The 14,035-nt window shown below is 71.6% G+C and carries 11 protein-coding genes; 5 read left to right on the top strand and 6 right to left on the bottom strand.

The features are described from left to right. Window positions 1-15: 15 nt before the first annotated feature. Genes ACZ7N4_RS06730 through ACZ7N4_RS06720 form a run of 3 tightly spaced genes read right to left on the bottom strand, consistent with a single transcriptional unit; the run spans window position 16 to window position 3,172 of the window. Window positions 16-909 carry an ABC transporter permease gene (locus tag ACZ7N4_RS06730; RefSeq protein WP_471354542.1) on the bottom strand — a complete coding sequence of 298 codons (894 nt, stop codon included), beginning with the start codon at window positions 907-909 and terminating at the stop codon, window positions 16-18. Between the two features lie 3 nt (window positions 910-912). Beyond that, window positions 913-2,112, bottom strand: coding sequence for an ABC transporter substrate-binding protein (locus ACZ7N4_RS06725; RefSeq protein WP_471354540.1), 1,200 nt, complete (start codon window positions 2,110-2,112; stop codon window positions 913-915). A gap of 28 nt (window positions 2,113-2,140) precedes the next feature. Beyond that, window positions 2,141-3,172 carry an ABC transporter ATP-binding protein gene (locus tag ACZ7N4_RS06720; protein ID WP_471354538.1) on the bottom strand — a complete coding sequence of 344 codons (1,032 nt, stop codon included), beginning with the start codon at window positions 3,170-3,172 and terminating at the stop codon, window positions 2,141-2,143. 110 nt (window positions 3,173-3,282) lie between these two features. Here ACZ7N4_RS06720 and ACZ7N4_RS06715 point away from each other — a divergent pair, with 110 nt between their 5' ends. Beyond that, window positions 3,283-4,023: a FadR/GntR family transcriptional regulator gene (locus ACZ7N4_RS06715; protein ID WP_471354537.1), complete on the top strand. Its 741-nt coding sequence runs from the start codon at window positions 3,283-3,285 to the stop codon at window positions 4,021-4,023. 37 nt (window positions 4,024-4,060) lie between these two features. After that, window positions 4,061-4,831, top strand: a complete 771-nt coding sequence (locus tag ACZ7N4_RS06710; protein WP_471354534.1) for a cache domain-containing protein — start codon at window positions 4,061-4,063, stop codon at window positions 4,829-4,831. Between the two features lie 85 nt (window positions 4,832-4,916). Here ACZ7N4_RS06710 and ACZ7N4_RS06705 read toward each other — a convergent pair whose 3' ends face one another. Beyond that, on the bottom strand, window positions 4,917-5,567 hold the full coding sequence (locus ACZ7N4_RS06705; protein WP_471354532.1) for an FMN-dependent NADH-azoreductase: 651 nt from the start codon (window positions 5,565-5,567) through the stop codon (window positions 4,917-4,919). 136 nt (window positions 5,568-5,703) lie between these two features. Here ACZ7N4_RS06705 and ACZ7N4_RS06700 point away from each other — a divergent pair, with 136 nt between their 5' ends. Continuing rightward, a complete protein-coding gene (locus ACZ7N4_RS06700; protein WP_467922131.1) occupies window positions 5,704-6,096 on the top strand; it encodes a winged helix-turn-helix transcriptional regulator in 393 nt (130 codons plus the stop codon). 161 nt (window positions 6,097-6,257) lie between these two features. On the opposite strand, the gene ACZ7N4_RS06695 is transcribed toward ACZ7N4_RS06700, so the two are convergent. Continuing rightward, window positions 6,258-6,965 carry a hypothetical protein gene (locus ACZ7N4_RS06695; RefSeq protein WP_471354529.1) on the bottom strand — a complete coding sequence of 236 codons (708 nt, stop codon included), beginning with the start codon at window positions 6,963-6,965 and terminating at the stop codon, window positions 6,258-6,260. Window positions 6,966-7,386: 421 nt separating this feature from the next. Here ACZ7N4_RS06695 and ACZ7N4_RS06690 point away from each other — a divergent pair, with 421 nt between their 5' ends. Continuing rightward, window positions 7,387-7,773 (top strand): CU044_2847 family protein, encoded by a 387-nt coding sequence (locus tag ACZ7N4_RS06690; protein ID WP_471354526.1) that lies wholly within the window; start codon window positions 7,387-7,389, stop codon window positions 7,771-7,773. Between the two features lie 8 nt (window positions 7,774-7,781). Then, window positions 7,782-12,182: an nSTAND1 domain-containing NTPase gene (locus ACZ7N4_RS06685; protein WP_471354524.1), complete on the top strand. Its 4,401-nt coding sequence runs from the start codon at window positions 7,782-7,784 to the stop codon at window positions 12,180-12,182. 55 nt (window positions 12,183-12,237) lie between these two features. Here the strand turns inward: ACZ7N4_RS06685 and ACZ7N4_RS06680 are convergent, their stop codons facing one another. Next, window positions 12,238-13,716: a glutamate-cysteine ligase family protein gene (locus tag ACZ7N4_RS06680; RefSeq protein ID WP_471354522.1), complete on the bottom strand. Its 1,479-nt coding sequence runs from the start codon at window positions 13,714-13,716 to the stop codon at window positions 12,238-12,240. Window positions 13,717-14,035: the final 319 nt, after the last annotated feature.

Genomic DNA, 14,035 nt, shown 5'->3' with positions numbered 1-14,035 from the left:
CGCGTGCCGTGGGGCCTACAGGCTGGTGAGGGCGCCCGTGCGGCGGATCGCCAGCAGGTACAGGACGATCACGGCCACGGGCACGGTGCCGAGCGCGGCGGCCATGGGCAGGTTGAGTTCGATGTTGGAGTACACGAGGTTGCCGATCAGCTGGGTCTTGCCGCCGACGATCTGCACGGTGATGTAGTCGCCGAGGCTGAGCGAGAAGGTGAAGACGGAGCCGGCGGCCACCGAGGGCAGGACCAGGGGCAGGACGACCGAGCGGAAGGTGCGGGCCGGCCGGGCTCCGAGGTCCGCCGACGCGTCCAGCAGGTTCGCCGGGAGCTGTTCCAGCGCGGTGTGGACCGGCAGGATCATGTACGGCAGCCAGAGGTACGTCAGGGTGAGGACGGTGGCGGGCAGGCCGTAGCCGGGGCCGCTCAGTCCGAACGGCGCGAGCATCCAGTCGGCGAGGCCGCCCTCGGAGAGGATCAGCCGCCAGGCGTACACCTTGACCAGGTAACTCGCCCACAGCGGGGTGAGGATGGCCACGACGAGCAGCGGGCGCCACTTCGGCCGGGCCACGCGGGCGGTGTAGAGGGCGACCGGGAAGGCGATCACCGCGCACAGCACGGTCACCGCGAGGGCGACCCCGACGCTGCGCAGGATCACCTGGCGGAACACCGGTGTGGTGAACAGCGCGTGGAAGTTGTCCGTCGACCACACCTTCACCACCTGGGAGGTGAAGGAGTCCGTGGTCCAGAAGGCGGAGACGAACAGGACCGCCAGCGAGCCGAGGTAGAGCACGGCGAGCCACAGCAGCGGGGCGGTGAGCAGGAGGGCCAGGCGCAGCCGGGGTCTGCGGTGCAGGGTTCCGGCGAGCCGCCGGGCGGTGCCCCGGCCGGCGGCGGGCGGCGGATCGGTCGTCACCGCTCAGCCCTTGATCTCGGTCCAGGCCTGCACCCACTTGGCGTACGGCACGCACGTCACGTCCTTGCGGCCGTCGAGGCACTGCTCGATGGGCGTGTTCCAGAAGGCGATCCTCTTCCAGTAGTTCTCGTCGGCCGCGTGGTAGACGGTGCAGAAGTTCTTGTCCGAGGTCTGCGCGCACGCCTTGGAGTTGGCCGGTGCTTCGCCGAAGTACTCGGCGACCTGCGCGTTGACCTTGGGCGAGACGATCCAGTCCAGCCACTTGTAGGCGCAGTTCGGGTGCTTGGCCTTCGCGGAGACCATCCAGGTGTCCGACCAGCCGGTCGAACCCTCCTTCGGGACCAGCGCCTTGACCCTCGCACCCTCGGAGGCGGCGAGGTTGGCGATGACCTGCCAGGTGGTGCCCACCACCGAGTCACCGCTCTTGAAGGCGGAGACCTCCTTCAGGTAGTCGCTCCAGTACTCGCCGACGTTCGCGTTCTGCCGCTTGAGCAGCGCCACGGCGGCGTCGAACTGCTTCTGGTCGAGGGCGTACGGATCCTCGATCCCCAACTCCGGCCTGGCGGCCTTGAGGTACAGGGCCGCGTCGGCGATGTAGATCGGCGAGTCGTACGCGGTGACGTGCCCCTTGTACCGGGAGGCGTCGTCGAAGACGGCCGACCAGGTGGTGGGCGCGGGCGTCACCTTCGCGGTGTCGTACATCAGCAGGTTGGCGCCCCGGCCGTGCGGGATGCCGTACATCCTGCCCTTCACGGAGTTCCAGGCGCCGTTCTTCAAACCGCTGAAGACGTCCTTGTAGTGGGGGACCAGGTCGGTGTTGACGGGGGCCGCGTCACCGGAGGCGATCAGACGCAGGGAGGCGTCGCCGGAGGCGGAGACGGCGTCGTACTCGCCGGTCTTCATCAGCTTGACCATCTCGTCCGAGCTGGCGGCCACCTTGGAGTGGACCTGGCAGCCCGTGCGCTTCTCGAAGCCGGAGACCCAGTCCGCCTTGGGATCGTTGGAGCCGTCCTCGACATAGCCGGCCCAGGCGATCAGGTTGACCTGGCCCTCGGTCCTGCCGAGCTTCGTCGGAGCCTTCAGGTCGGGCGGGTTGAGTCCGGTGGCGGACGTACCGCCGGAGCCGGAGGAGTCGCAGGCGGCGGCGAGCAGCAGCGTGGCGGCGCAGACGGCTGAGGCGCGCAGGGTACGGGTGAGGCGCACGGCGTTCTCCAGGGGGAGGGGGGCGGTGTCAGGAGGGGAACCGGACGGCGTGCCGGCGGTGCCACTGGAGGCGGACCCGGGTGCCGCGGTAGGCGGCGACGTCCGCGGAGGAGGTCTCCAGGTTCTGCTGGAGCGCGGTGAGCCGGCCGCCGCCGTCCAGTTCGACGAGGAATCGGGTGGCGGTGGCCGGGTGGGCGGCCTTCGGTGGGGTGTCGGGTGGGGGTGGTTGTTCGGGCTCGTCCGGCTCGGCGGCGTCCTTCAGTACGCGGATCTTCTCGGGGCGGATGTTGTAGGTGCCCGGGGAGCCGGTGATCCGGTGGGCCGCCTCGCCCTCCAGGAGGTTGGAGGTGCCGACGAAGGAGGCGACGAAGGGGGTCGCGGGGCGCTCGTAGATCTCCGCGGGGGTGCCGACCTGGGCGATCCGGCCCTGGTCGAAGACGGCGATGCGGTCGCTCATCGTCAGGGCCTCCTCCTGGTCGTGGGTGACGAAGACGAAGGTGATGCCCACCTCCCGTTGGATCGCCTTGAGTTCGACCTGCATCTGCTCGCGCAGCTTGAGGTCGAGGGCGCCGAGCGGTTCGTCCAGCAGCAGCACGCGGGGCCGGCCGACGAGGGCGCGGGCCAGGGCGACGCGCTGGCGCTGCCCGCCGGACAGCTGGGCGGGCCGCCGCTGGCCGTGGCCTTCGAGGCGGACCTCGGCGAGCGCCTTGCGGGCGCGGACCAGGCGTTCGGCCTTCGGGACCCTGCGGACCCTGAGCCCGTAGGCGACGTTCTGCTCGACCGTCATGTGCGGGAAGAGGGCGTAGTCCTGGAAGACGGTGTGCACGTCCCGCTCGAACGGGGCGAGGCCGGTGACCTCCTGCCCGGCGAGTTCGATGCGGCCCTGGTCCGGTGTCTCGAAGCCGGCGACGAGCCGCAGCACCGTCGTCTTTCCCGAGCCGGAGGGGCCGAGCATCGAGAAGAACTCGCCGTCCCGGATCTCCAGGTCGACGCCGGCCACGGCGGTGGTCTCGCCGAACGCCTTCCGCAGGCCCTGCAGCCGGATCGCAATTCCCGCCATGGGGGAACCTTTCTGGCGCGCTGAACGTTGCCCGCAAACATATGAAGTCATAGGTCATAGCTCAAGGTCCCCTTAAGGTAAAGCTTGAGTCAACGCACGAGGTGGTGGCCGTGAGGCAGCACGAGACCGAGGGAGGCGCCCGCAAGGCCCTCTTCGCCCCGGTGGACAACCGGGCCCGCGTGGACACGGTCGTCCGCCGCATAGGGGACGCCATCGAGCTGGGTCTCCTCGCCGACGGGGAGCAGCTCCCCGGCGAGAGCGAGCTCGCCGGACAGCTCGGCGTCTCCACGGTGACCCTGCGCGAGGCGCTCATGTCGCTGCGGCAGCAGGGTCTGGTCACCACCCGCCGCGGCCGCGGCGGCGGCAGCTTCGTCTCGCTGCCCGAGGTCCCCGCCGACGACCGGCTCAGGACGCGGCTGCGCGGCTGGAGCACCGAGGAGCTGCGCGACCTCGGCGACCATTGGGCCGCCCTGTCCGGAGCCGCCGCCCGGCTCGCCGCCCACCGCACCGAACCCGCCGACCTCCAGCCGCTGAACCGTACGGCCGGGGAACTGGCCGCCGCCGGGGACACGGCGGCACGCAGCCGGCTGTACGGCCGCTTCCACGTCGAACTCGCCGCCGCCGCCCAGTCCGCCCGGCTCACCCGCGAACAGGTCGTCCTGCAGAGCGAGGTGGGCGCCCTGCTCTGTCTCGTCCTGGCCGACGACGCATATCGTGAAGAAGTTGCGGAGCGTCACCGCCGCGTCATCTCCGCCGTGCAGGATGGGGCTCACGAAACGGCCGGCACGCTGGCCGAGCGGTGCGTCAGGGAGTCGGCGGCGCGGCTCGTCGCCGTACGCCTCACCCTCTGACCGCACCGCGTCCGGTTCCCGTCCGCTGGAGGAGACCATGGGCGTCAGCACGGGGCCCGCCACCGTCGCCACCCTCGCCACGGAGCCTGAGGCACGGGTCGCCGCGCAGGTGTGCGGTGCGCTGGAGGCCGTCTTCGAGACGGTCGCCGCCACCCGTGCCGACACCGCCGCCCTGCTGCACCGGGTGGCCGCCGAGGGGCGCCGGCCCGTCAGCCGCGACCTCGCCGCCCTGCGCCCCGGACTGCATCTGCGGCTGCGCCACGAGGAACTCGTCTCCGGCGTCGGCTTCGTGGCGGCCCCCGGGCTGCTGGCCGACGTGCCGGCCTGGCTGGAATGGTGGCAGGCGGGTGCCGAGGGCGACGTACACCCGCTCCTGCTCGATCTCGATCCCCGCCGGTCGGCCTACTCCGACTACACGCACTGGGACTGGTTCGCCCTGCCCCGCGACACCGGGCGCCGGGCCGTGGCCGGTCCGTACGTGGACTACCTCTGCTCCGACGAGTACAGCCTCACCCTGTCCGAACCGGTGCGGATCGAGGGGCGGTTCGCCGGGGTCGCCGCGGCCGACGTGTATCTACGGCACTTCGAGGCGGCCGTGCTGCCACTGCTGCGGCGTCTGTCCCGGCCGGCCCGGCTGGTGAACGCCCGCGGCCGGGTCGCCGCCTCCGCCGACCCCGCCCACCTGGCCGGCTCCCTCACCCGGGGCCCGGACTTCGGCGAACTCCTCACCGCAGCGCGGCCCGGCACCTACGACGGACTGCGCCTCGTGCCGTGCCGGGGCGTGCCCCTGGTCCTCGTCCTGGCCTGAGCCCGGCCGCGGCCTCCCGGGTGCGGGTGCGACCCCGGGCCGCCCGTGAGAGGGCCCGGGGTCGAGGTGTGGCGCTCGGGATGCGTCAGGCGGCGAGGCGTTCCGCCAGCTGCCGCGCCCTGGCCTCCGCCGCCTCGAAGGCGCGGTCGCGGGAGGCCTCGTACAGCGGGACCAGCTCGGCCATCGCCGGGTTCTTCGACGCCATCGTCAGCTCCGGGACGATGAACTCCACGTCCAGGCCGAGGGCGTCGGCGAGGACGGCCTTGAGGTAGTTCTGCACGTACTCGTAGCCCTCGCGCGGGGTGCCCGGCGCGTAGGAGCCGCCCCGGCTGGCGACGACGGTGACCGGGGTGCCCTTGGCGGACGGGTTCTCGCCCGCGGTGCGGCCCATGAGGATCACGTTGTCCAGCCAGGCCTTCAGGGTCGACGGGACCGTGTAGTTGTACATCGGAGCGCCGATCAGGATCGCGTCGGCCTGCTCCAGCTCCTCGATCAGCTTCAGCCGCTCGGCGAAGACGGCGGCCTGCTCGGGCGTGTGGGCGGCCTCGGGGACGAAGCCGGCGAGGTGCGCGTCGGCGGTGATGTGCGGGACCGGCTCGGCCGCCAGGTCGCGGTAGACGACCGTGCCCTCGGGGTGCTGCTCCTGCCAGTGCTTGCGGAAGGCCTCCGTCACGGCGCGGGAAGCCGACGCCTGGGTCGGGAACACGGACGAATCGATGTGCAGCAGGGTGGCCATGGGTGTCTCCGTAAAAGGGCTGGGCAGCTGGCAGCCGCACGCCGCGGCGCGTCGGCTCACGTTCCGTACTGGACTATGTTTAACACATCGACTTACTTTTTCTCAGCCCCATACGGTGAAGTAGTACCCTGAGGTCATGGCGGCGGAGCAGAACCACGACAGCGCGGCGTGCAAGCGGGTGGACGATGGCATCACCCGGGTCTTCCAGCTGCTCGGCAAACGCTGGAGCGGCCCGATCGTGGCCGTCCTGGTGGAACAGCCCGCCTATTTCACCGATCTCCGGCGGGCCGTCCCCGGTATCAGCGAACGCATGCTGTCCGACCGGCTCGCCGAACTCGGAGCGGCCGGCCTCGTCCTGCGCGAGGTCGACGAGGGACCCCCGCTGCGCGTGTCCTACCGGCTGACCGACGCCGGCGCGGCCCTGGAACCCGCCCTCCGCGCACTCGCCGAGTGGGCCAAGTCCCATCTGCCGGAGGCGTCGGCCTGCCCCGAGACGAGCCTGGAACGGCCGGGCGCGGTGCGGGCCTAGAAGCGCTGTGGAGGTGTCTCCGGGCCGGGTGCCGGCCGAGGGCCAGGTCCGTGGGCGTAAGACGTCCGGTGCGGCAGGACCGCGCCGGCGGGCAGGGGAACTCGGCCGCCCGGCGGACGCGCGCGAACCGTGGCCGGCGGGCCTCTCCCCGTCGGCGATCGTCAAGAGCGATGCCGTTCGACGAACACGCGGATGACCCGAACCAGGCGAGCGCGGTCACTCGCCCTCATGGTGGCCGCTCCCTCCATCTGCGTGAGGAACAGGCCCAGGCTCGCGGTGCAGATGTCGTCCTCTCGGTCCGGCAGGCTGCAGGAGATGGACAGCCCGGTCGAGTTCCGATGCCCCAGGTACGTCGTCACATGGGACATGAACAACACCACGGTGCCGTAGCGCGCCGTGGCCACGTCGTCGGTCTCCGTATCCCCTCGGCCCCACAGCTCCCCCCGCCAGCTCCCGGCCCCGGCATGCCGGGCCCAGACGAGCGACGCGTAGAGACCCGAGACGCCAGTCGGTACGGGCCGCACCTCGGTGCCCTGGGGTTTCGAGCAGTCCTCTCCCGGAGGGACGAGCAGGGCCACCTCGGGGATGTACGGGCAGCCGTACACCGCGATCATGGCGGCTCCACCGGGGGCGAAGACCTCCCAGATGCCCGAGCTCCCGTCGGCGGGCCCCAGGCCGAGGCGGCCGGCGCCGTCGGCCCCGAGGTACGTGTCGCACATTCCCTCGGGTCCCAGGATGTAGTGGACGGCCTCGCCACGGCCCAGGCGGACTCCGGCGACGACGGCTCCGGACGGCAGTGTCAGCGGGTCGGGCAGCCGTACGGTCCTCGGCAGCGGGTCGCCGGCCGGCACGCTGAAGGGGGCGGTCACCTTGCAGGAACGGACCTCGGCCGTTCGGTCCGACCGGTGCCCCGGCGTGGAGTGCCGTGTGGACGGAGGGGAGGGGTCCGGTCGCTTCGGTGAACTCGTGCAGCCCGTGAGCAGCAGGACGGCGGCCAGGACGGCCGCCCCCGTCGTCCTGGCCGGGCGGCACCTCGTCCTCGGTCCGCGCCCCGGGGTCACGTTGCGGGGCGAGAGCCCCACCGGCCGTGTTCCGCGCATAGAAGTGACCGCTTCCTCAGGGCTGCCGACACAGGACGTCTCCGCGGGACGACGTGCCCCTCTCGCCCTCCTCGCCGGGACGTCCCGGGAACCCGGAACCCACGGACGTGCCGTGGCCGACGGCCGGGCAGGCTCGGGTACCGGATCTCACACTCCACTGTCACCGGGGCGCTCAAGAGGTTACAACAGTGTGAGCGATGGCCAACAGCGCGAAATCCGGAGTGAGTTGATGGAATCCCTCAGCACGATGGTATTGCCGGACGGCTCAGAGATCACGTTCGCGGTGGGGGCGGGAGCCGGACTTCCCGTCGGCGAGGGACCGGTGAAAGCCGGGAGAATGGGCGACGCGGTCCGGCGAATGCCGCAGACGCTGCACAACGCCCTGGAACCCGTGCGGGAGATGGCACGTACGGTGGTGGACCAGCTCCGGGACGTCGGACCGGAGGAGGTCGAGATCGAATTCGGCGTGAATCTTTCCGGCCAGGTCGGCGTGATCGTCAACAAGGGGGAGGCAGCCGCTCACCTGAAGATCAGGATGCTCTGGCGCAAGGACGCGGACGCAGGCGGCGAGGCGTGAGCTGAAGCGTGCCGGCACAAGAGGAAGATCCCGGCTCCGGGCAGGCACGGCGTCCGGAACGAACCGGCACCGACAACCCCGCCTCGACCCGCGCTTCCTGGGTCTCCACCGCTGTGGTGCAGATCCTCGCCCCCGACGGAAGGGTGGCGGGCGCGGGCTTCCTGGCCAGTGGCGATGTGGTCGTCACCTGCGCCCACGTGGTGCGCGCGGCCGGCAGCGGCCCGGGGGACAGCCTGCGGCTGCGTTTCCGGCACCTGCCCGTCCAGCCGGTGGTCGAAGGAACCGTACTGACCGGCGCGTGGCGGGAGCCGGACGCGGAGGACATCGCCGTCGTGCGTGTGGCGGGGGTGCCCGCCGGAGCCCGCGAGGTGCCGCTGGGTTCGGCCGCCGGAAGTTCGGGGCACCGCGTTTCCTCCTTCGGGTTTCCAGGTCAAGCACCCGACGGCGGCCACTTCGGTTACGGCGTGGCGGGTGACCTGCTGCCCGGTGAAGCGACGGGCCCGCTTCTCCAGCTGACCGACGCGAACGACCTGACCACGGGTTTCAGCGGCGCACCCGTGTTCGACGAGGTGAGCGGCCTCGTCATCGGCATGGTCTCGGCGGTCGTGAAGCCGGACCTGCTGCACAGAGGACTCGGGACCGCCTACGCGACACCCGTGGAGGTGCTGCGGACGGTGGTGCCCGGACTGACGGAGCGGAAGGTGCGCCCCTACCGGGGACTCGCGCCGTTCACCGAGCACGACGCCAGATGGTTCCATGGCCGGCAGGCGGTCGTGCACCGTGTGCTGGAGCGTCTGCGCCGGCACCGGCTCGTGCTGCTGCTGGGTCCCTCCGGCGCGGGGAAGTCCTCCGTCGTGCGGGCCGGGGTGATTCCCGCACTGTCCGACGGCGCCTTGCCGGGCAGCGATCGGTGGGTGCGTCTCGTGACGCGGCCCGGACAGGACCTCCGCGACGAGTTGGAGCGGTCGGGGCTGCCTGGGGCGGGGACACAGGGCATCGCCGGGGCGGTGGACCGTCGCCTCGCCGGGGAACCGACGGACCGGCTGCTTCTGGTCGTCGACCAGTTCGAGGAACTCCTCGCCCAGCCGTCGGACGACAGCCCGTGTTCCCCCGCGCACCCCGCAGCGGCTCAGGATCTTGTCGCGGCGATCGATGCCCACCGCCGACTGAGCGTGATCCTCATCATGCGCAACGACTTCTACCCGCGCCTGGCCGACCTGTGTCCCGACCTGCTGAACGCCGCCAGGCCCGGATCACTGGACGTGTCCGCCGAGCTCACCCTCCCCGAACTGCGCGAGATCATCGTCCAGCCCGCGCTGGACGCCGGTGCGCGCTTCGAGGAAGGCCTGGCGGACCGGATCATCGAGGACTTCCGAGCCGCCGACTCCCTGGGCCGCACACCGGCGACCCTCCTGCCACCTCTCCAGCTCGCCCTGTCCGAGCTGTGGGAACGCCGTGTCGACGGTCGCATCACCCACGACTCCTACCAGCGCATCGGAGCGGTCACCGGAAGCCTGACCACGTGGTGCAACAACTCCCTGAACGCGCTGCCCGCCGGTCACCGTCCCACTGCCCAACGCATCCTGACCGCGCTGGTCCGCCCCTCCGACGACGCCAACGGCATACCGGCCACCCGCCAGCAGGTGCCCCTTGCCCGGCTGCGGATTCTCGCGCATGACGCCAAGGACACGAACGACGCCGAGGACGCGTACGACGCCGAGGACGCGAATTCCGCCACGGACGCGGTGTTCGACGAGGTCGTCGCCGCGTTGACCCGTGACCGGGTCATCATCACCAGCAGGACGACGCGGCCCGACGGCCGACCGGGCGAGCCGGTCACCGAGCTCATCCACGACGCGCTGATACGTGACTGGAGCGACCTCCGCGAGTGGATCGAGAGCGACCGCCGTTTCCAGACATGGCTGCACCAGGTCACCGACCGTCACCACCGCTACGCCGGTACCGGCCTTCCCGCCGACCTGCTCGACGGCACCGACCTCGCGGACGGGCTGAAGTGGGCCCGACAACGTGTTCTTCCCACCGAGATCGCGGCCTTCCTCACCGCCGGCGAGCGCCGCCAGCAAGCAGCCCTCCGCCGCACTCGACGCGTCAATGTTCTCCTGGCGTCGCTCCTGGCCGTCGCCCTGCTGGTCACCGGCGTCGCCTTCCAGCTGCGCCAGGAGGCTGTCGACGCGCGGCTCCAGGCACAGTCCCGGCAGCTCGCCGCACAGTCCGACACCCTCCTGGGCAGCGATCCCGACCTGGCATCGCTGATGGCGGTTCGGGCGTACCAGACCTCGGCCACCGAGGAGGCGCGCGCCAGCCTCCTCCGCGCGGCCGACCTCGGGCTGACCCACCTCCTCGGCGCCCAGGGCGAGGACATCCAGTCGGTGGCGTTCAGCCCGGACGGCAGGACGCTCGCCGGTGGCGGCAAGGGCGGCAGGATCCGGCTCTGGGACGTCGCTTCGGGAAGGCGGGAACGAGTCCTTGTCACCCATGACGGCAGCAAGGTGCGCTCCTTGGCGTTCAGCCCGGACGGCAGGACCCTCGCCAGCGGCGGTGACGACGGCACACTCGAGGTGTGGGACCTGCCGGACAACCGGTCGCGGAGTGAACTCGACGTGCACGAGGGATGGGTCTGGTCGGTGGCGTTCAGCCCCGACGGCAGGACACTCGCCGCCGGAGGACACGACGGGAAGGTGCGGTTCTGGGACGTTCGTTCAGGTGAGCACCGGAACGGCTCCGACGCCGCCCACGACGGCGAGGTGCGGTCGGTGGCGTTCAGCCCGAACGGCACAACACTCGCGAGCACGAGCACGAGCGCCCCCGGCGGCGGTGAGATACGGCTGTGGGACGTCTCCACCGGTCGGCAGCGTGGCAGGGCCATCACCGATCCCGGCAGCCAGGTGGAGGCGGTGGCGTTCAGCCCCGACGGCAGGACACTCGCCGGCGGTGGTGAGGACGGCAGGGTCCGGCTCTGGGACACCGCTTCCCGCCGGCAACGGAGCGACCCCCTGGTCCACGGTGGCGAGGTGTGGTCGGTGGCGTTCAGCCCCGACGGGAAGACGCTCGCCAGTGGCGGTGAGGACGGCAGGGTCCGGCTCTGGGACACCGCCTCCGGCCGGCAGCGGAGCGACCCCCTGGTCCATGGCGGCGAGGTGCGGTCGGTGGCGTTCGGCCCCGACGGGAGGACGCTCGCCGGCGGCGGTGGGGACTCGGTACGGATCTGGCACACGGACGGTGGCGAGTCGTCCGGCAGGACTCGACCCGTACGTGGACATGTCGTCGCCATGAGGTTCCGCCAGGACGGGCGCACCCTGCTGAGCGCCGACAGCCACGGCGAGTTTCTGCGGTTGGACATGAGCGCACACGTCGAGCGCAGAAGCGTTCTCCGCGACGCCGGTGGCTCCGACCTCTGCGCCGGGGCGTTCAGCCCGAACGGCGAGTTGATCGCGGGAGGTGACGGGAACGGCAAGGCACGCCTGTGGGACGCGGACTCGGGACGGGTCCGGGCCGGCCTCCCGACCGGCGGCCAGGACTCCGTCTGCGCGTTCGCGTTCAGCCCGGACGGCGAGACGCTCGCCTACGGGGGTGAGGACGGCAGGGTACGGCTGTGGAACGTGGCGGAGGCCGGACCGCGAGGTGACCCGCTCGTCCACGGGCGACCGCCGTGGTCGCAAGTCGAGTCGGTGGCGTTCAGCCCGGACGGCAGGACGCTCGTCAGCGCCGGCGCCGGCGCCCTGCGTCTGTGGGACGTGGTGACGGGCAGACAGCGAGGCTCCGCCATCACCGTGGACGGGGAGGTGCGGTCGGTGGCGTTCAGCCCGGACAGCACGTTGCTCGCCGGCGCGTTGACGGACGCCGCCGGGGGGAAGGTGCGGCTCTGGGACGTGCGCACAGGCCGGCGACAGGCCGATCTCTCCCGCGACGACGGACTGACATGGGCGGTGGCGTTCAGCCCGGAAGGAGACACACTCGCGAGTGTCGGCTCCCTGGCCAACCCGGACGACGGCTCTCTCCCGCAGCTGGCCGGCAGCGGGATCCGCCTGTGGGACGTACCCACTCACCGGCAACGCGCCTATTTCTCCGGCGAGGTGGGCATGCCGTCGCTGGTGGCGTTCAGCCCGGACGGCGACACACTGGTGAGCGCGGCACCTGTCGGCGAGGGCGCTCTCGACGCCACGGGTGGTTCGAGCGACATACACCTGTGGGACGCGGGTGTGGTGCTCTCCGATCCCGACGAGGCCGTCCGCCGAATCTGCGGCGCGCTCGGGCGCGGTTTCACCCCCGCCGAGAGCTCCCGTTATCTCGTCGGTCTCCCGGCGGAGCCGGTGTGTGATGACGCGAGTACGACTCCGAGCCGGACGAGCAAGCCGAAGGCTCGGTCAGTGGCCGTAGGCGGTCGGTGACCGGGTGAGGGGTCGGCCTGGGTCGCGGTCGTGCCGGCTCGCGGCCGTACCGGGGTCAGTCCACCGGCCAGGTGTGCACCGGGGCGTTGAGGTGCATGTAGTCGATGTACACCTGGGTCATCCGGCGCAGCGCCTCGTGCCGGCCGGCGTGCGTGGTGCCGGCGACGTGATGGAACATCTCCTTCTGCCACACCGCTCCGTTGCGCCCCGTCACACAGCGCTGCTCGATGACCCCGAGCAGCGGCTCCCGCCACGCCGCGTCCATGCCGGAGTGCTCCAGGCCGCGGTGCGCGAGGGGCAGCAGCCGCCGCAGCACCAGCTCCGGCACCGGCACCTCGCCCATCCCGGGCCAGTACAGCAGCGCGTCGATGCCGTGCCGGGCGGCGGCGTGCAGGTTGTCCTCCGCGGCCGCGAAGGACATCCGGGACCACACCGGCCGGTCCTCCTCCACCAGGGCCCGGGTGAGCCCGTAGTAGAACGCGCCGTTGGCGAGGGTGTCGGCCACGGTCGGGCCGGCGGGCAGCACCCGGTTCTCCACCCGGATGTGCGGCCGGTCGTTGGCCACCGCGTAGACCGGCCGGTTCCAGCGGTAGATCGTGCCGTTGTGCAGGGTCAGTTCGGACAGCTCGGGGACGTCGCCGCGGTCCAGCGTCTCCGCCGGGTCCTGCTCGTCGCACAGCGGGAGCAGGGCCGGGAAGTAGCGCAGGTTCTCCTCGAACAGGTCGAAGACACTGGTGATCCACCGCTCCCCGAACCACACCCGGGGCCTTACCCCCTGCACCTTGATCTCCTCCGGGCGGGTGTCGGTGGCCTGCTCGAACAGCGGGATCCGGGTCTCGTGCCACAGCTCCTTGCCGAACAGGAACGCGGAGTTGGCCGCGAGCGCCACCTGCACCCCCGCGATCGCCTGCGCCGCGTTCCAGTAGCCGGCGAACTCCTCCGGGGACACCTGCAGATGGAACTGCGTGCTGGTGCACGCCGCCTCCGGGGTGATCGTGTCCGCGTAGGTCCGCAGCCGGTCGGTGCCGTCGATCTCGATGCGCAGGTCCTCGCCGCGGGCCGCGAAGATCTGGTCGTTGAGCAGCCGGTACCGGGGGTTCTCCGACAGCGCGTCCTCGTCGATGTTCGCCTGCCGCAGTGTGGGCAGGATCCCGATCATGAGCAGGCGGGCGCCGACCGTCCGGGCCCGTTCGTCGGCGTGGTTCAGCGCGGCCCGGATCTCCGACTCCCAGGAGTCCGGACCACCCGCCGTCAGCCGCCGGGGCGGGACGTTGATCTCCAGGTTGAACCGGCCCAGCTCGGTGGACCAGGCGGGGTCGGAGATCGCCTCCAGCACATCGCTGTTGCGCATCGCCGGCTCGGCCGTGTCGTCCACCAGGTTCAGCTCGATCTCCAGACCGACCTGGGGCCGCTCCGACTCGAACCGCGCCTCGCGCAGCATCAGTGCGAACGCGTCCAGGCACTCCTGCATCTTGATCCGGTACCGGCGGCGGTCCTCGCGGGTGAAGACAAGCGCCGGGACGTCACGCCCCATCGGCCCTCCAGGTCCCCTCGTCGGACACCTCTCCACCAAGCGTCGCACCATCGCGCGGGGGGCACCAAGCGGGTGCCGGGTGCGCGGGGCGCGGGGCGTGGGGGGTGAAGTGACGGGGTGCGGGCGGGCGGGGGCGCTGGGCGGTGTGCGGACACTTTCGGACGGGCCACAGGCCGCCGAACCGTACCCGCTCAGGCCGACGCACCTGCCGGAGGCCGAGACGCTGGTGGAGCACTACAGGCCACGCCTGCGGCAGGGGGCCGGCTGAGGGGTGTACGCCGTTGCGGAGGGCGCCCTGCCGTAGGGGGTGCCGGGGTCC

The organism is Streptomyces sp. NPDC107654 (genome assembly GCF_055639035.1).
This window is presented reverse-complemented; position numbering and strand designations above follow the sequence as displayed.

What these genes read in the sequence shown, in the direction of transcription:
- ACZ7N4_RS06705 (WP_471354532.1), bottom strand. Translation starts at nt 5,567, where the DNA reads ATGGCCACCCTGCTGCACATCGATTCGTCCGTGTTCCCGACCCAGGCG.
- ACZ7N4_RS06720 (WP_471354538.1), bottom strand. Translation starts at nt 3,172, where the DNA reads ATGGCGGGAATTGCGATCCGGCTGCAGGGCCTGCGGAAGGCGTTCGGC.
- ACZ7N4_RS06700 (WP_467922131.1), top strand. Translation starts at nt 5,704, where the DNA reads ATGGCGGCGGAGCAGAACCACGACAGCGCGGCGTGCAAGCGGGTGGAC.
- ACZ7N4_RS06710 (WP_471354534.1), top strand. Translation starts at nt 4,061, where the DNA reads ATGGGCGTCAGCACGGGGCCCGCCACCGTCGCCACCCTCGCCACGGAG.
- ACZ7N4_RS06680 (WP_471354522.1), bottom strand. Translation starts at nt 13,716, where the DNA reads ATGGGGCGTGACGTCCCGGCGCTTGTCTTCACCCGCGAGGACCGCCGC.